The sequence below is a fragment of the Bifidobacterium sp. LH_419 genome, assembly GCF_056356955.1.
In genome coordinates this window covers 1-18,949 of record NZ_JBKEVG010000014.1, presented here as the reverse complement: position 1 = coordinate 18,949, position 18,949 = coordinate 1, and the positions used below count along the sequence as shown (strand labels likewise).

Genomic DNA, 18,949 nt, shown 5'->3' with positions numbered 1-18,949 from the left:
CTCCCCCACATTCGTGGGGGAGCAAGCGACTCACGCCTGGCGCTTGCGCCAGACCGTGAGGGCGATGCCGGCGGCGAGGACCAGCGCGGTGGCGGCGGTCACGCCTGCGATCGCACTACCCGTGGAGGACAGCACCGGCTTCTTCGCAGCGGTCGTGCCGTTCGGCTTGCCGGACGAGCTCTTCTTCACCAGACCGTCAACGGCGGACTGGAGCTTCGCGAGAACCTGATCCACCTGCTGCTGGCTGGCGTGGTCATCACGCAGCACAGCGTCGGCGGCGGCACGGGCGGCGGCGAAGGCGGCCCAACCGGACTGGTAGTCGGACGCCTCGTATCCCTTGACCTTGTTGTAGAGCGTCCACAGCGCGTCTTTGTCAACCGTCGCGCCGGGCTGGTCAGGCTGGTCGGGATCCGGGTTCGGATTCTCGCCCTGCTCGACCTTGACGGGGTCGCTGGTGGAACCGTTGACGAGGCCGTCGGTGTAGCCGTCGTAGGTGGCGGTGATGTCGCCGGAGACGGCGGCGGGGACGGTCACGGCGGCGACGCCGTCGGCGTCGAGCTTGACGGTCTCGGTCCAGCTGCCGTTCGCGGTGGCGAACTTCACGGAGCCGGCGACGGTGCCCTTGTCGGCGGCCGCGACGGTCGCGGTCAGGACGCGGGAGTCCTTGTCATACTTGAGCGTGGTCGTCGAGTCCACGGCGGCGAGCTTCGTCGGGTTGGCGGTCGTCCACTGGTGCATGTTCTCGGCGATGGCGGCGGACACGTTCACGAACGCGCCGTGGCGGGTCGGGGTCGGCATGTTGGTCGGGGTGACCTTGCCGGTGACGCCCGGGCCCCACTGCTTCTCCGTGTTCCAGCCGTCGGTCTGCGACAGGCGGTTGGCCCAGCTGGAGGCGGCGATCGCGGATTCGGAGGTCATGTACGGCTTGTAGCCGCCGGAGTCGGCCATGATGATCATCGCGTCGCCGGCCTCGTTCTGGTTCGGGTCGCCCGCGTTGAGCTTGATGGACTCCGGGCCCTCGAACGGCAGGATGTTCTGGTCGACGAGCTGCCAGGTCTTGGTCACATCGGCGTTCGGATCGGCGGAGGTCGTCTCGCAGGTCAGGCACTTGGAGCGCTCGAGGAACGTGGACTTGCCGGTGGTGATGTAGTCGCCGGCCTTGCCGCTCTCCTCGTTCTTGGTGAGGCGGTAGTACATGTCGCCGATCTTGAACACGGTGGAGTCGATGCGGGAGTACTGGGTGTCCTGCCACTTCTGCACCGGGGTGTAGCTCTTGAAGTCGCGCGTGATGGCCATCATCACGATGTTGTACGCGCCGCCGGTCTTCGAGCTCTTCACCGCGGTGGAGCGGGTGCCGTCCGTGTACTCGCGGGAGGAGAAGAACACGACGTAGGCGTTGAGGTCGTCATCCCAGAACGCCTCCGGCGCCCAGGTCATGCCCATGTTGTCGGCATTGACCTTGATGCCGGTGTCGCCATCCTCGGCGTTGGTGCGGGTCCAGTTCACCATGTCGGTGGACTCCCACGCCTCGAGCTTGAGGGAGCCGTACTGCTGGTTCTGGCCCCAGCCCTGCGAGGAGACCTTGAGGTCGGTGGCGATCATGTAGAACTTGTCGCCGTCATGGGACTTGAGCACGTACGGGTCGCGCAGGCCCTTGGTGTCGGTGTTCGAGACGATGACCGGGTCGGAGCCGTTGATCTCCTTGAACGAGAAGAAGTTGTTGCCGTCGGTGGCGGACTCGTACAGGGCCTCGCCGATCTTGCCGTTGGTGGTCGCGGCGTCGGACAGGAACGTGACGGACGCATACGCGCCGTCCGGCACGGAACGCGTCTTCTCCTTGACGGTGACTTCGACGGTCTTGGTGACCTTCTCGCCGCCGTTGTAGCTGGCGGTGGCGGTCAGCGTGACCGGCTTGGAATCGCCGTCGCCGTAGGCGGGGCGGGTCACGACGCCGGCACCCTGGTACGGGTCGGCGGCCGCGCCGTTGGCCGGCGCCTTGTAGTCGGCGTCCGTGCCGGTGATGAGCTTCGGATCGGAGGACGTCCACGTGATCGCGGAGCCGTTCTTCGTGCCTTCGGCGACGAGCGGCAGGTTCTCGGTCGTGGTGGTCTTGAGCGCGCTGATCGCGGAGTCGAGGTCCTCGGTGGCGGCGCTCTTCGCGTCCAGCGGGTTCACGGTGACGGGCAGTTCGGCCTTCACGCCGCCGATCTCGGTGGTCGCGGTGATGGTTGCGGATCCGGCCTTGACGGCGGTCACGGTGCCGTCGTCGGAGACCTTCGCCACGCCCTCGTCGGAGGACGACCAGGTGACGTTCTTGCTCACGGCGTCGTCCGGGGTGACGGTGGCGGTGAGCTTCGCGGTGGACTTCTCGGTCAGGGCGAGCTTGCCGTCGACCACGCCGTCACCGGCGATGGTCACGCCGGTCGGCGAGGCGAGTTCGGCGCCCTTGTACACCTTGATGTCGTCCATCGCGCCGTTCCAGTACTTGTCGGTGCCGATGCCGGAGCCACTGCCGTCGTAGAACGACTTGCCGATGTACGTGGTGTAGCCGCCGAGGTCGCTCATCTTGATGCCGGTGTTGGTGGTGAAGCTCAGCAGGGAGCCGTCACGCCACACGCCGAGATTGGTGCCGTCCACGACGATCTTGTAGGTGTGCCACGTATTGTCGTTACCGGAAACGGTGACGTTGTCGCCGTGCTCGTTGTTCCACTTGTTGTCGGAGATGACCGTCTTCACCTTGGTGGTGCTGATGCGGTTGAAGAAGTACTTGTTGTAGTCCTTGCCGACCGCGAAGGTGAAGAACGCGTCGCTGTCCGCCTGACGGGACTTGGCCGCGAACTCCAGGGTGAAGGAGTCGCCGGCGTCCTTGAACAGCTGGTCATCGATCTGCGCGTACTTGGCGCTGTTCGCGTCGTTGTTGAGGTTCAGCGCCTCGTTGTTGGAGCGGTCGCCGAACTTGCCGACGGAGACGCCGCCGTTGAGGGTCAGGTTGTACTTGCCGGTCGAATCGGCGATAGAGCCGCTGCTGGTGCCGTTCTTGCCGGTGAAGTCCCAGCTGGCGAGCAGGGTCGGTGCGGCGTCGGCCGCGGCGGTGACGGCGGGCGCGGACTGCGCGGCCGCGGTCGTCGCGTCGGCGGCGGTGGCCGCGGGCACGAACGCCGCGAACATCGGCACGACCGCGATCAGCGCGACTGCTTTCTTCCAGTTCTTCATATGCTGCTATGCACTTTCGTTCAGGCGCGACGCAGCGCCTCTTCCTTCCGTTCTCCCCCGCCATCGCCGTACCACGGTGCTACGCCACACCACGGCCATGCCGGACGTTCCGCACGCCGGTTCCGGTTCGTCCCGTCACCCGCGCACGTGACGTTCCACGATACCCGTTCGCATCGGTCGCCGTCCGTCGCTCCTCAACGACGTCCGCCTGTAATGTGAACGTTCTCATAGAAAACTGCCGCCTATTATTACACCCCCGCCCGACACCCGCGAAACCGCTTGAAACAAAAACAACCTCCCTCTGACGAGGGAGGTGTCATCGCGAAGCGATGACGGAGGGAGAGAAGAAGAGCGGCCGCAGGCCGCGGGGAAATCGAATCGGCCTTCGGCCGATGCCTTATCTCCCGCGGCCTGCGGCCGCTCCTCTACTCTCCCCCAGTCCGCTTCGCGGACAGCCCCCTCGACAGAGGGGGCCACAAAACGCCTTGCGTCTAGAGGCGCATTCCGTCATCGCATGCCGTTACTCCTTGTGACGGAGGCGGGCGATGGTGGCGGCTGCGGCGATCGCCATGCAGACCGTCACGAAGACGGCGAGCGGGAGGATCGTCGAACCGGTGGCGGACAGTCCGCCGCGGTCGGCGGCGTTCTGTCCGTTCTGGCCGGACTGGCCGTTGCCGGCGGCCGAGCCGGAGCCGGAACCGCTACCGTTACCGGCGTTTCCGGAACCATTGCCGTTACCGGAACCACCGTTATCGCCGGAACCATTACCGGAACCGTTGCCACCGTTTCCGTTATCGCCGGAACCGTTACCGCCGTTATCGCCGTTCCCACCGTTGTCGCCCGAATCGGACTTGTCGGCGGACTGCTGGAACGCCGTGACGGCGGCGTTCAGCGCGGCGGTGGCGGAGTCGACCTCGCGGCCGGAGAGGTCGCCGCTCGTGTCGGACAAGACCTTCTCGGCGGCGGCGATCGCATCCTGGAGCGTCTTCCACGCCTCGTCGGTCTTCTTGCCCTGTGTCACGGCCTTGGCGGCATCGATCGCATCGGCGAGCGCGGCGCGCTGGGCGTCGGCCGCCTTGGCGTCGGCCTTGCCGAACGCGGTCACGGCGGCGTCGAGCGTGGCGGAGGCCTGCTGGAGGTCGCCGGCGGTCGCGGTCGCGTTGTCGCGCGCCTTCTCGGCGGCGGCGATCGCGTCCTGGAGCGTCTTCCACGCGGAGTCGACCTTGTCGCCCTGCTTGACGGCCTTGGCGGCGGCGATGGACTCGTCAAGCGCCACGCGGGCGGCGTCGAGCGTGGCGTCGGTCGCGGTCGCGGCGACGCTGTACCACGTGGCGTCGCGCACTTCGGCGCGCACCTTCACGCCGCCGGCCTGTTCCGGCACGGTCCACTCCGCCTGCGCGGCGTCGGACCAGTCCTGCAGGACGATCTCGGCGCCGTCGGCGGCCACGGCGACGAAGCGGTACTGCTTCGCGCCGTCGACGCCGCCCTCGGCTTCGGCCTTGACCGTCACCTTGGCACCGGCCTTGACCTCGCCGTCGATGTCGGCGGTGAGGGTGAGCGGCGTGTACGCCTTGACGCGGTCGGCGCCGACGGTCGCGATGGCGACCTTCTCGCCTTCCGAGCCGGCGGGCGCGTACACCGTGCCGTCACCGGCGAGGCTCAGCTTCTTCAGGCTGGCGGGCACGACGACGATGCTCGGCGTATCGGAGATGTTCAGCGTGGTCATGCCTTCGCCGAAGTACGCGGTCTGCATGCCGCCGGCGATGATGCCGCCGGTGTACGTGCCGTCCTGGCCGCCGCGCACCACGAGGTGCGTCGGACGGTGGCCCCAGAACTCGTCCTGGATGTTCTTGGTCTTCGTGCCGAACTCGACGTATTCGAGGCCGGAGGCGAACAGGAACGAGGACTTCGTGCTCTCGAAGCCGTCCGGGAAGACGACTTCGGTGAGTCCGTCGGTCGAGTTGAACGAGCCGGTCGTCGTGGTCTTGAGGCTCGCGGGCAGGGTGATGTGCTTCAACTGGTGGTTGTTGCGGAACGCCTGCGCCTCGATGGCGACGGTGCCGTCCTTGACCGTGTAGTCGGTGACGGGGTTGCCCGGCGCGGAGAGCACCAGGTGGAGGCCGTCATCCTGCTTCTGGTAGAGGACGTTGCCGCTGGCGGAGTACACCGGGTTCTTCTCGGACACGGTGATCTCGCTCAGGCCGTTGGCGCCGGTGAAGACGCCGGCCACGCCGGACGTGATGCCCGCGCCGAGGTGGACCTTCTTGAGCGAGGTGATGTTGGAGAACGCCAGGTCGCCCAGGTCGGTCACCGAATCCGGGAAGTCGAGCGCGGTGATGGCCGGCGACTTGCCGAACGCCAGCGAACCGAACGACTTGAGCCTGTTGTACTCGGGTCGCATGTTGAGGTCGGTGAGCACCGGATCGCTGTAGAAGGCGCTGCCGCCCACGGTGATGGTGCCGCCGAAGTCGACGGACTTGAGGTTCGCCATGTTCATGAACGCGCCGTGTTCGACGGTCTCCAGGGTCTTCGGCAGGACGACCTCGGTGAAGTCGGTGCTCAGGAACGCGGAGTCGCCGATGATCTTGAGGCCTTCGGTGAACTTCACGCCCTTGAGCGTGGAGTTGTCGTAGAACGCGTACTGGGCCACGTCGGTCACGGTCGTGTCGAAGCCGTTCTCGCCCTTGGCCGGGATCGTGTAGACGCCGTCCTTCGGCCCCTGCGCGTTGGCGTTCGGGTAGGCGATGATGCGCGTGCGGTCCTTGTTGAACAGCACGCCGCCGAACTCGCTGTAGTGCTTCACGTCCTTGCCGACGGTGAACTCGGCGAGCTTGGCGTCGCCGACGAACGCGGCCTCCAACTGCTTGTCGGGCACGTTCGCGCCGATCGTCGCCTTGGCGAGGTTCGGCATGTTGGAGAACGCGCCGTGGCCGACCTCGTCGAGCGAATCGGGCATGACGACCTCGGTGCCGGTGGTGCCGGAGAGCGCGGTCGCGCCGATGAACTCCAGTCCGTCGTTCAGGCGCACATCGGCGCCGACAAGGGCGAAGGCGCTGTCGCCGATCGAACGGACGCTGGCGGGCAGTTCGATGACGCCGCCGAACGCGGTGCCGGCGAACGCCGAGCCGCCGATCGTCTTCAGCTTCTGCGGCCAGCCGGTGGTCACGTCGCCCTTCCGGTCGACGAGCTTGAGCGCGCCGAGCGACTGGTTCGCATTGAACGCGTTGTCGCCGATCACGGTGGTATCGGCGGAGATCGTCACGTCGGCGAGCTGGGCGTCGCCGTTGAACGTGCCGTCCGGAATCTCGGTGAGGGAGGCGGGCAGCGTCGCGTGGCGGAGCGTCGAGCTGTAGAACACGTTGACGCCGAGCTCGAAGTCCTTCACGTCGACCGGCAGGTTCACCGTGTCGAGCGCGAGGGTCTGCGTGAACGCCTCATCGCCGATGGACTTGAGGTGGCTCGGGTGCTTCGCGTCGTTCTGGAACGTGACCGTAGTCAGCTTTCCGGAGCCGGCGAACGCCTGCTTGCCGATCGTCTCCACGCTGGACGGCACGGTGATCGTGACGGCCTGCGTGTTGGCGAAGGCGTTGTAGTCGATCGCCTTCGTGTTGTTCGGAATCACGACGTCACGCGCGTTGCCGGTGTAGCCGAGCAGCGTCGTGCCGTCCTTGTCGAACACGAACTGGGCGAAGTCGGCGGGCTGGACGCGCACGGTCATCGTGGCGGACTTGCCGGCCACGGTGGCGGTGATCGTCGCCGTGCCGACCTGCTCGCCCGCCGTGACGATCGCCTTGCCGGACTGTCCGTCCTTCGCGGCGACGGTGGCGACCTTCTCGTCGGAGCTCGACCACGCGATCTTCTTCCCGTCGAGCGACGGCGCGACGATCGCGGCGACGTCGAGCGTCTTGCCCGGCTCGATCGTGGCGGAATCCTGCGCCATCGCGATGCCGGTCTCGTCGGTCACGTCGGCGACGGTGACCTGCGCGACGGCCTTGACGTCCGGATCGATCTTCGAGGCGACGGTCACAGCGACCGGCTTGCCGTCGCTCGGGGCGACGCCGGTGAGCGTGCCGTCGGCGTCGACCTTGACCTTCGTCGGGTCGGCGCTCGTCCACGTCAGCTCCTGCTCGGTGGAGTCGGCGGGCTGGACGGCGGCCTTGAGCTTCGCGGTCTGGCCGGGCGCGATCGTGAGCTTGTCCGGCGTGACGGTGATGCCGGTGGCGGCCACCGGGGTCATGACGGCGGTCGTGCGATCGCTCGCGTTGAGGCCGTAGTCCCACGCGTACAGCGGGACGGTGTTCGGCAGGGAGCCGGACAAGCCGGACGCGGTCCACGCGGCGGCCACGTCGGCGACCTTCACGTCGAAGTGCCACGTGCGGGTGCCGTCGGCGTTCGTCGTGTAGTCGGCGGGCGCGAGGATGCGCTTGAAGTAGGCGAGCGTGGTCGGATCGTGGAAGTCGATCGCGGAGAGCCAGGACTCGTCGGTCACATCGAAGGAGAACGTCTTCGCGTCGCCTTCGCCGGTGAGCTGCATGTTGCTGATGTGCGGGCCCTTCGTGTCGAGGGTCACCTGGTAGGCGGCGCTCTGCTGCTCGGTGGAGCCGGGGCCGGCGGTCGTGGCGGTCTGGCGCAGCGTGTACGTGCCATCGGGCAGGTTCGCGCCGTCGTCCGACTTGCCGTCGAACGCGCCGGAGCCGTTACCGAGGCGCGCTTCGGCGTACAGCACGCTGCCGGTGGTCTGGTTGAGCGTGGACTTCGACACGTAGTCGTAGGAGTAGCTCCTGACGACCTTGCCGTTCGCGTCCGTGTACTCGTACTTGAGCTTGTTCGCGTTGCGCAGCAGGCCGGTGACGGGCCAGGCGGCGATCGGCGAGCTGCTGTAGTTCGTGCGGGAGACGACCATGCGGTTCGGGTCGATGTCGTAGACCGGGCCGGCGGTGGCGTCGCCGTCGAGCGGGTTCACACCGAGCGGCAGGCCGTTGTTCGGGTTGGCGAGCGCGGTGCCGTACACGTGGTAGGCCTTGTCGCCCTTCTCCCAGAGCGCGGAGTCGAACACGGAGGCCTGGTTCCACTTGCCGTAGAAACCGACGAACGGGGCGGACAGGTCGACGCCGTTCTTGTCGGCGGCCTTGAGCATGGCGAAACCTTCGACGAACGTGCCGTTCGGGGTGTTCGCGGCGGCGAAGTCCTTGAACGCCTGCGCGGTGGCGACGGTGACGGTCAGCTTCGCGCTGCCGTTCGCCGGGACGGTCACCTTGCCGGTCTTCGCGTCGTAGCCGTTGCCGGAGTAGGCGACGTCGATGCCCTTGCCGGTCCAGTTCGTGTCGGTGTTCTGGAACAGGCCGTCGGCGACCGCCTCGGACAGGGCCTGCGCGTCCGGCGTGTAGGAGCGGGCCTTGCCGCCGAGGTTGTGCAGGGTCATCGTGAACGACCACGTGCCGTCCGTGCTGTCGCCGAGGTCGGCCTTCGGACGGGAGTCGTCGTCGGCGTCGTCGACGGTCAGGTAGACGTCGGTCGAGGTGGCGGCGGGCACGTCGGCGAGGCCGGCGCCCTGCTGGCGCGGCGAGGCGTAGGAGTCGCCGGACGCGACCGGCTTGGCGGTGCTCATCAGCAGGCGGGTGACGGCCTTCGCCTTCTCGGCGTCGGACATGCCGGCGAACTTGCCGTCGGCGTCCACGTACTCGTGCATCTGCGCGGAGATGCCGGCCATCTGCGGCGTGGCCATCGACGTGCCGGACATGTACTCGTACTTGTCGTTCGGGATGGACGACCAGATGTTGCCGCCGGGGGCGGTGATCTCGGGCTTGAGCTTCAGGTCCGGGGTGACGCCCCAGCTGGTGAAGTCGCTCATCGAGTAGCCGGCGGGCGCGGCGGTGGCGTCGGCCTTGACGGTGAGCTTCTTGTCGGCGGCGGCGATGAGCTTCTCGCCGTCCTTGCCGGAGATGGAGACGACGGGGATGTTGACGACGATGCCGGTCTTGATGGCCGCGCCGGTGATCGCGCCGTCCGCGTTGTTGTAGAAGATGACGGCGGCCGCGTTGAGCGCGGTGCCGACGTTCATGAGCTTGTCGCCGAAGGTGAGGGCGTGGCCGTCACTCGGCTCGGTGCCGCCGCGCTTGACGACGACGATCTTGCCGGACAGGTCCCAGTTGTATTCATTGGCGAGGCGGTTCTGGTCCTCGGAGGAGCCGATGCCGCCGTCCACGTACTCGTACTCGCCGTCCTTGAGGCCCTTGTCCTTGTCGGACAGGCCGGGCGTGCTGTCGCCGGTGGCCTGGCCGTTCTCATCGGCGAAGCCGAGCTGCAGGTAGCCGATGGCCGTGCCGTCGGGGCCGAGGAACGCGGACTGGCGCTGCGCGTTGTTCACGCTCGCCACGGACAGCGAATCGAGGAAGGAGGACGGGGAGGAGATCACGGAGCTGTCCGGATCGGAGGCGTACGGCAGGTTCGCGCCGGAGGCGTTGCCGAGCGCGGCGGTGGTCGCGTTGCCGGCGGCCACGTTCACCGTGGCGCCGCCGTCGCGCAGCGCCTTGATGGCGTCGCCGTAGGTGGCGGTGGACTCCTCGGAGAAGCCGGCGTCGGAACCGAGCGACATGTTCACGGTGTCCGCGTCGAGCGCCTTCGCGTCGTCGATGGCGGCGAGCAGGGAGGAATCGTAGATGGCGCCGCTGAAATCGTCGGCGACCTTCATCGGCATGATCTGCGCGTCGGGCGCGGTGCCGCGGATCTGGTCGCCGGAGTTGGCGGCCGCGATGCCGGCGACGTGCGTGCCGTGCTCCATGCCGGACAGGTCGCTCGGGTTCACGTTGTCGTCGTTGTCGGCGTAGTCGCGCGCGAACGGGATCTTCTCGGACACGTACGTGCCGTGGCCGAGCTCCTTGATCTTCGATTCGGCGTCCGACTTGCTCATCTTCACCTTGGCGTCGTCGAGGTCGCCCTGGAACGCCTCATGGTCGGTGTCGAGGCCGGAATCGATGATTGCGATGGTCTGGCCGTCGCCCTTCTGCGCGGCCTTGTCGGCGCCGGTCATGTCGAGCGACGACTGGTTCTTCAGGTCGGGCGTGGAATCGTCGGCCGCGGACTTCTCGTCCGGGATGCTGTACTTGCTTTCGATGAACGCGCGCTTGACGCCCGGCAGCTCGCGGATGCCGTCGAGCAGCGCGGCCGGGGCCTTGACCGCGAAGCCGTCGATCGCGTGGTAGTAGTCCTGCACGTCGGAGACCTGGACGGACTTCGCCTTGCCGTTGGACTTGGCGCCGTCGGTGGACATCAGCGACGGCTGGTTCGCGGCCAGATCGCGGATGTCGTTCTTGATCTCGCGGTGGCGCGTCTGCTTGCTCACGCCGAACAGCGAACGGTACCACGGCACGCCGGCGGTGGTGTCGTCGAGCTGCACGATGATCGTCGCGATACCGGTCGCGGCGTCGCCGGAGCCGGACAGCAGCCCCTTGTCGCTGGACTTGTCGTTCTTGCCGGACTTGTCCGCGGACTCGCCGACCGCGCGCAGCAGCGCGTCGGCGTCCTTCGCGTCCGTCTTGTCGGCGGTCTTGGCGGTGTCGGCAGTGCTACCGGTGCTACCGGTGGCGTTCTTGCCGCTATCAGCGGTGGTGACGGTGTTGCTGGCGCTGTTGCCGGTACCGTCGGACGCGGCGGCCACGGCGGAATCCTGCGATGCCGCGGCAGGCTGCGACGCAGCCGGCGCGGCCATCGCCACATTGGCCGGGAGCAGCATGGCGGCTGTCACGGCAAGCGCCGTGATCGACCGCCATGGTCCGGCATGATGATGCCCTGAAACCATACGGGTGTTCCCTCTCATATCCATATCTGATCGGTCTGTCGATGATTGCCGATCGCGGGGGCACGGGGCACGCACGGTACGCACTACGGTCATTCGACCGACGGCCTCGCACGACGACTTCGCACGACGACTTCGCACGACGACTTCGCACGACGACCATCGGTGATGGCCGACCATGCTGATTGCCCGTAATCCCGTAATCGGTTACGACGAGCGCCGACGCCACCCCCGGACACGGCACCTTATCTTCCCGTTCCCGGTGCCGCCGTCGAACACTCACAGTCCATTCGTCAACTTACGCCGCAAATTCCCAGAACACAAGACTTGTTTTCCCAGCCGAGACGTGCTATACGCCCCACCTTTGCTCCCCCTTCAGGGGGAGCTGTCCCGCAAAGCGGGACTCCCTCTGACGGGACATCGCCGTCAAGCAAACGCCAGAGGCGTTTGTAGGCGATGTGCGAGCCGCCAGGCGAGCCGATATGAGGCCAGCCGAAGGCTGTCCATAATCGCGGTCGAGCCGTCAGCCGAAGGCTGACTGAGGGAGAGACCCCCGCCCACCCCCACTTTGCCGCTTTCGACTCCCCCGATTCCGTCGCCTCCGCACCAAATGCGTCGCCCCCACGCCACCCATGGCACGGAACCACCGCCAAGACCGCCATCCCCATCACATCCGTGCCAAATGCGTCGTCCCCACGCCACCCATGGCACGGCAACGACGCTAAGAAGGCCGTCAGCGTCGCTTCCGCGCCAAGCATGGAGCAGAACCGACGCCGTGCACCGCAGGCGCGCGACTCCCCCTCCCCGACCCCAGCTTTTGATTCTTTTGATATTTTTGATTCTTTTGATTTCTTCGATAACGCGAAAGGCCGCCGTTCCCCACGTATCGGGGAACGGCGGCCTTGCTTATGGGCTCAGCTCAGAGCGTCAGGCTCACTGGACCTGGGCGCGGGCGATCTTGCCGGTGAAGGAGTTGGCCTCGTCGGCGTCCTTCACGCCGTCCTTGTTCCAGGAGAACATGGCGCGCAGCTTCGGGCCGACGGTCTCGATGCGCTCGTTGGAGTACTTCTCCTGCAGCTCCTTGAAGTGCGGGGCGCCGGCGTCCTGATCGTCGATGAACTCCTTGGCGAAGGAGCCGTCCTGGATGCGGCCCAGGTGGTACTCCATGCGCTTGCGGCAGTCCTCGTTGATGACGGTGTTGGTGTAGTCGCCGTACTGGGCGGTGTCGGAGCAGGACCAACGGGCCTTGTTGAGGCCGCCCTCGTTCATCAGGTCGACGAGCATCTTGAGCTCGTGGCAGACCTCGAAGTAGGCGATCTCCGGCTGGTAGCCGGCGTCGGTGAGGACCTCGAAGCCCATCTCGACGAGCTTGTTCACGCCGCCCATGAGGACGTTCTGCTCGCCGAACAGATCGGTCTCGGTCTCCTCCTTGAACGTGGTCTTGATGGCGCCGGCGCGCAGGGCGCCGAGGGCCTTCGCGTAGGCCAGGGTCAGCGCCCAGCCGTCACCGCGCGGGTCCTGCTCGACGGCGACGACCACCGGGACACCACGGCCGGCGGCGTACTCACGACGCACGATGTGGCCCGGGCCCTTCGGCGCGACCATGAACACCGGATGATCCTCGGACGGCTTGATGTAGCCGTAGTGGATGTTGAAGCCATGGGCGAAGGCGACGGCCGCACCCGGCTTGATGTTCGGCTCGATGTCGTCCTTCCAGATGTTGCGCTGGTACTGGTCCGGCGCGAGGATCATGATGACGTCGGCCTCGGCGGCGGCTTCCGGCACGGACTTGACCTCGAGGCCCTGCTCTTTCGCGAAGTCCACAGACTTGGAGGTGGGGCGCAGGCCGACGACGACGTCGACGCCGGAATCGCGCAGGTTCAGCGCGTGGGCGTGGCCCTGCGAGCCGTAGCCGATGATCGCGACCTTCTTGCCCTCGAGCACGGAGAGATCGCCGTCATTCTCATACCAGATCTGTGCAGCCATGGTGGCACTCCTTTACTTGCGTACCGTCGCACGGCGTCGGTCGATGCGCCGGTCCGACGACGCCCGCCGGCATCGCCCCTGCGGGGCCGCCGTCGGTCGTGTCCAACCGGTTCGACCGTTCGTGCGAACGGTACACGGTGTCGTTATGTGGTTGCGCGTTATGCGTTGGCGCATGTTGCGCGGGTGGGTGGTCCGCCGGTCGCGTGTGCGTGGTGACGCGTGCGTTGTGCGTTGACCGGATGACCTCGATCGTACGGGATTGTGTCCCGTGAACTGCGCTCAATCCTAGCGATATTGCGGTCGGATAGTGGCCCACGTCCATGATTCGGGCCATCATCCGACCCTTTCCCCCGCATCGTGGACAGCCGGGGCCTCATCCCATCGCGTCGCCCCGCCGACCATGGCGCAACCACAGACACGGCGCAACTTTTCCCGAAAAACACCCCTGTCGTCCGGAAATCGTTGCGCTGAAACACCTCCAGCACAACTTTTCCCGGGAATCATCCCCATCACCCGGGAATCCTTGCGCCCCATTCCCCAACGCAAATTCCCAGCGCAATTTTTCCCGGGAATCACCCCTGTCATCCGGGAATTGTTGCACTGAACCGTCACCAGCACAAGAAATCCCGGAAAACAGCCCCATCACCCGGGAATCCTTGCGCTGAGACCGAGTCAGCACAAAGATTCCCGGAGCATAGGCCGAATTCCCGGGATTTATCGCGCCGAGGACGGGGCGACCGATACGGGGCAGACGACAGCCGCCGACCGGCAATCGAGGCCGACAACCGCCGGCAAAGAAACGAAACCCAAAAGACCCAAACAACCAAAACAACAGAAACAACAGAAACAACCAAAAAGGCCGCCACCCGTGGTAAACGGATGGCGGCCTTTCACCGACCGATATGGTCGCCCGGCCGCGTCCTCATCGGACGGGAGCCGGGGCGGTCAAGCTCACTGAACCTGGGTACGAGCAATCTTGCCGTTGAAGGACTCGGCCTCGTCCTGATCCTTGGCCGGGCCGTTGTTCCAGGAGAACATGGCGCGCAGCTTCGGGCCGACGGTCTCGAGGTGCGGGTGGGAGAACTCCTCCTGCAGCTTCTTGAACTTCGGGGCGCCGGCGGCCTGGTCATCCATGAACTCCTTGGCGAAGGAGCCGTCCTGGATGCGCTTGAGCTGGTACTGCATGCGCTTCTTGGTCTCCTCGGTGATGACCGTGGAGGTGTAGTCGCCGTACTGGGCGGTGTCGGAGCAGGACCAACGGGCCTTGTTCAGACCACCCTCGTTGGCGAGGTCGACGAGCATCTTCAGCTCGTGGAAGACCTCGAAGTAGGCGATCTCCGGCTGGTAGCCGGCCTCGGTCAGCACGTCGAAGCCCATGTCGCACAGGTGGTTGATACCGCCCATGAGGACGTCCTGCTCGCCGAACAGATCGGTCTCGGTCTCCTCGGTGAAGGTCGTCTTGATGGCGCCGGCGCGCAGCGCGCCGAGGGCCTTCGCGTAGGCGAGGCACAGCGGCCAGGTCTTGCCATCCGGATCCTGCTCGACGGCCACGACCACCGGGACGCCACGGCCGGCGGCGTACTCACGACGCACGATGTGGCCCGGGCCCTTCGGCGCGACCATGAAGACCGGGTGATCCTCGGACGGCTTGATGTAGCCGTAGTGGATGTTGAAGCCATGGGCGAAGGCCAGAGCGGCACCCGGCTTCAGGTTCGGCTCGATGTCCTTCTTGTAGACGGCGGCCTGGTACTGATCAGGCAGCAGGATCATGACGACGTCGGCCTCGGCGACGGCATCGCCGACGGACTTGACCTCGAGGCCCTGCTCCTTGGCGAACTCGACGGACTTGGAGGTCGGACGCAGGCCGACGACGACGTCGACGCCGGAGTCACGCAGGTTCAGCGCGTGGGCGTGGCCCTGGGAACCGTAGCCGAGGATGGCGACCTTCTTGCCTTCGAACACGGAGAGGTCGGCGTCCTTCTCGTACCAGATAGTTGCTGCCATGATAGGCACTCCTTTATGTTGTTCAGTGTGCCGAACGAAACTCCACGTCCGACAATCGGTGAGATTGCTGACGGCCTTCGGCGAGAAGGATTGTGTCCTTGTGTCGGGGAAAGTCATCGGTTCACTGGGGACTATTTCTAGTCCCGCAGTGGGCGGCGCGGTCGCCCGCGTCCAAATATTGAATTGAATTTTCAGTTATGGAATCAAGCCGAAATCAAACGCGATTACAGCTGGAAAGTTTGGGGGATTCGCATTCCCTGCGCCCCTCCCGCTGGCGGGAAGTGGCGAGGGCTTTCTCCGGCCCCCTCTGACGAGGGGGCTCCCGCGAAGCGGGTGGGGGAGAGATAGCTGGAACGTGACGGCCCGCAATATCTCTTCCTCAGTCCGCCTGCGGCGGCCAGCTCCCTCGTCAGAGGGAGCCAAGGGAAGACGTCACTTGGTGAAGTCGACGTCCTTCGTCTCGTGGCAGGAGAGCACGGCGACGAGGCAGCACAGGGCCATCACGCCGAGGTAGATGCCGACGGAGTGGACGCCCCAGTGGGAGCTCAGCCAGGTGGCGATGGTCGGCACGAAGGCCGCGCCGACGATGGCGGCGAGGTTGTAGCCGATGCCGGAGCCGGAGTAGCGCACGTTGGCGTCGAACAGCTCGGGCAGGAAGGCGCCGATCGGGCCGAACGCGGTGCCCATGAGGGCGAAGCCGACGCACAGGAAGACCATGTTGGCGAAGAAGTTGCGCTGGCCGACGATCTCACCGTTCAGGAGGAACGGGAACAGCGCGGCGAACACGACGAGCAGCACGGAGGACGTGATGATGACGCGCTTGCGGCCCCACTTGTCGGCGTTCACGCAGGAGATCACGATGAAGGCGGCGAACACGCAGATGGCGATCATGAGCATGAGCAGGTATTCCTGGTTGGTGAAGCCGAGGCCACCGCCGCCCTCACCCTGCTCCTTGGTGCCCCATGCGAGGGACCAGGTGGCGAGCGTGTAGAACAGCGTGTAGGTGACGGCGACGAGGAACGTGGCCTGCAGGACCTGCTTCCAGGACTTGCGGAACACCTCGGTGAGCGGGGACTTGACGACCTTCTTCTGCTCCTGGGCCATACGGAAGATCGGGGTCTCCTCCATGTGGACTCGGACGACGAGGCCGATGATCACGAGCACCGCGGAGAGCAGGAACGGCACGCGCCAGCCCCAGGCGAGCATCGCGTCGGAGTCGTTGAAGGTCTCAAGCAGGAAGTAGGTGCCGTTGGAGAGGAAGAATCCGATTGGGGCGCCGAGCTCCGGGAAGGAGCCGTAGAGGGCGCGCTTGTCCTCAGGCGCGTTCTCGGTCGCGACCAGGGCCGCGCCGGACCATTCGCCGCCGAGGCCGATGCCCTGGATGAAGCGCAGCAGGCACAGGATGGCGACGGCGAAGACGCCCGCCTGGTTGTAGGTCGGCAGGCAGCCGATGAGGAACGTGCCGATACCCATCGTCATCAGGGAGACGACCAGCGTGGTCTTGCGGCCCATGCGGTCGCCGAAGTGGCCGAACACGAGGGAGCCGAGCGGGCGGGCGATGAACGCGATCGCGAAGGTCAGCAGGCTCATCAGCAGCGCAACGGTCGGGTTGTCCTTCGCGGAGAAGAAGATGTGCGGGAAGTAGTTCGCCGCGGCGGTGCCGTAGGCGTAGAAGTCGTAGAACTCGATGGCCGTGCCGACCATGGAGGCGGCGATGACGGTCTTCACGGAATCGTGGGCCATCGCCTGCAGCTTGCCTTCAGCTGCGTTTTCAGCCGTTTCCTCGACTGCACTCATGGGATTGTCTCCTGAATTGGATGGGGTTTCTCTCTCTATTTCGCGGAATTCCATCGCACGCCCTGATCTTGTGGATCGTGGCGGGCGGGCAATGAAAAAGCCCCGCATCTCATGCAGGGCTTGAAACGTGATCAATCGCTCTCGCCCTGCCTTCGCTGACGGGGCTCAAGCTTGTAAGCCGATCATGCCGCCAGCGAAGACGGAATAATAATTCGTGCGGACAGCAGAGCGACGTTGACGAGGGTCAGAACGGACTCATCAACGGTGGTATCGGCAGTGTATCCAGTCATCGCGGCGGCCTCCTTTCGGTCTAGAAGTTTGTCCTCCGAGCGGTTATCGCTCGAACTGGTTCCACACCATAGGAGCGCCGTTCCGCCGCCGGCCACTGATGTTCACTATGTGAACCATGCGAATTCGTCGCATTTTCCCATCACATTCCCGTAACCTGCGGGACAGGTCGCAGCCACCACCGCGGCCACCGCGCCGCCGTCACCGCGTCGAGTCGGCCTTGCGCAGGACGAGCGGCACGAGCGTGACGCCGCGCTCCCCCGCTCCGTCATCATCGCCATCATCGACAATCGCAGCGTCACCGGCAGTCGCGTCGTCACCACCATCCCCGATCAACGCGATCATCCGGTCGACGATGCGCTCGGCGATCGTGCCGAAATCCTGCGCGACGGTCGTGAGCCGCACGCCGGCCGCGTCGACGAGATACGTGCCGTCGTACGCGACAATCTGGAGGTCGTCGGGCACGCGGATGCCGCGCCTCGCCGCCTCCTGCACGGCGAGCGCGGCGACGACGTCGTTGCCGACGATCGCGTCGACGGGCGGCACGGCGGCGTCCGTCGCGACGGGCGCGACGCCGTCGTCACCGCCGTCGACGTTACCGGCATCGCCGCTGTCGACCGCGCGTCCGCGACGGTCGAACAGGCCGCGCACGGCGGCGACGTATCCGGCGAAATCGTCGACGCCGCCCGACTCGACGTACTCGTGCGCGATGCCGGCCGCGTCCAGCTCACGTTCCAGCGTGAGGTAGTAGCGCACGGTGGGGAACGTGGATTCCGGATGCGGGCCGTCCGACGGATCATCGTCAGTCAGATCGTGGAACTGGGCGCGTGGGCCGCCGACCAGCGCGACGTGACGCGCGCCGGACGCTATCAGCTCGCGCGCGACGATGCGGCCGCCCTGCTCGTGGTCGGATCTCACCGACGGCACGCCTTCGCCGAGATAGCGGTCGAACGCGACGATCGGACGGTCTACGGATGTCCAATAGTCGGCGGGATGACGCGTGTGCGCGGCCATGACGATGCCGTCCATCATGTGCCGTCGCAGCATGTCGATGTACTCGGATTCGTCCTTGCCGGTGTCCGCCACCGAGCACAGGACGACGCGCATGCCGCGTGCCGAGAAGCCGCGCTGGAGGGCGGCGACGAACGTGGCGAAGAACGGGTGGCGAACGGTCGGCACGATCACGCCGACCATGTTGGTGCGGTCGCGGTAGAAGTTGCGTGCGAGCTCGTTGGGGATGTAGCCGAGCGCGTCCATCGCGTCCTGCACGCGTTTGCGCATCTCGTCGGACACGTATCCGGTGCCGTTGACGACGAGCGACACCGTGCTCACCGAGGTTCCGGCCCGACGGGCCACGTCGCGCATACCGACCATGCACCACTCCCTTTTCGCGCTATGACCATATATACGGGACTATCGTACCCGCACCATCATCTCCAGTCGGCTCCGCCGACAGCCCCCTCAGTCGCGCTTCGCGCGCCAGCTCCCCCTCAAGGGGGCGCAAAGAAGCCGTGGTCCCACCGTCTGTCCGAATCGCACTGGCTCCCTCAAGGGGGCACAGGGGATAAGGAAGTCCTACTTGCGCAGGAAGAACGCGGCGAGTGCGACGCATACGATCGCGGCGGGGAACACCGCCACGTAGCCGAGCGACGCGGGCGCCACGACGATGGCGAGCGCGCCGGCAAGCGCGCCGATCACCACGCCGACCGGGCGGGCGTTGCCGTAGACGCCGAGTGCGCGGCCCGCGTCGCGCGCATCGGGTTATAGGAACCAAACGTGGTGTTTTAGAAATCCCGGGCGTGGTGTGGATGCTGTCGCAGGATTTCCGTTGTCTTCCTTTCCTTTTGCATCCAGGCCGAAGCTCGA

Annotated in this window: 7 protein-coding genes; all 7 read right to left on the bottom strand. The window is 66.0% G+C overall.

Annotated elements, in window-relative coordinates; all coding sequences use genetic code 11:
• Window positions 1-30 precede the first annotated feature (30 nt).
• Window positions 31-3,213 carry an Ig-like domain-containing protein gene (locus tag AC1AYX_RS08890; RefSeq protein WP_476503139.1) on the bottom strand — a complete coding sequence of 1,061 codons (3,183 nt, stop codon included), beginning with the start codon at window positions 3,211-3,213 and terminating at the stop codon, window positions 31-33.
• Window positions 3,214-3,733: 520 nt separating this feature from the next.
• The gene (locus tag AC1AYX_RS08885; RefSeq protein WP_476503138.1) at window positions 3,734-10,957 is read right to left on the bottom strand and encodes a leucine-rich repeat protein; all 7,224 of its coding nucleotides are present in this window, start codon (window positions 10,955-10,957) and stop codon (window positions 3,734-3,736) included.
• A 984-nt stretch (window positions 10,958-11,941) separates the two neighbouring features.
• Window positions 11,942-12,994 carry a ketol-acid reductoisomerase gene (ilvC, locus tag AC1AYX_RS08880; protein ID WP_034529598.1) on the bottom strand — a complete coding sequence of 351 codons (1,053 nt, stop codon included), beginning with the start codon at window positions 12,992-12,994 and terminating at the stop codon, window positions 11,942-11,944.
• A gap of 951 nt (window positions 12,995-13,945) precedes the next feature.
• Window positions 13,946-14,998 carry a ketol-acid reductoisomerase gene (gene ilvC, locus AC1AYX_RS08875; protein ID WP_476503137.1) on the bottom strand — a complete coding sequence of 351 codons (1,053 nt, stop codon included), beginning with the start codon at window positions 14,996-14,998 and terminating at the stop codon, window positions 13,946-13,948.
• 432 nt (window positions 14,999-15,430) lie between these two features.
• Window positions 15,431-16,795, bottom strand: coding sequence for an MFS transporter (locus tag AC1AYX_RS08870; RefSeq protein ID WP_476503136.1), 1,365 nt, complete (start codon window positions 16,793-16,795; stop codon window positions 15,431-15,433).
• 489 nt (window positions 16,796-17,284) lie between these two features.
• Window positions 17,285-18,457 (bottom strand): LacI family DNA-binding transcriptional regulator, encoded by a 1,173-nt coding sequence (locus tag AC1AYX_RS08865; protein ID WP_476503135.1) that lies wholly within the window; start codon window positions 18,455-18,457, stop codon window positions 17,285-17,287.
• Window positions 18,458-18,658: 201 nt separating this feature from the next.
• On the bottom strand, window positions 18,659-18,781 hold the full coding sequence (locus tag AC1AYX_RS08860) for a hypothetical protein (protein ID WP_476503134.1): 123 nt from the start codon (window positions 18,779-18,781) through the stop codon (window positions 18,659-18,661).
• Between the last annotated feature and the right edge of the window lie 168 nt (window positions 18,782-18,949).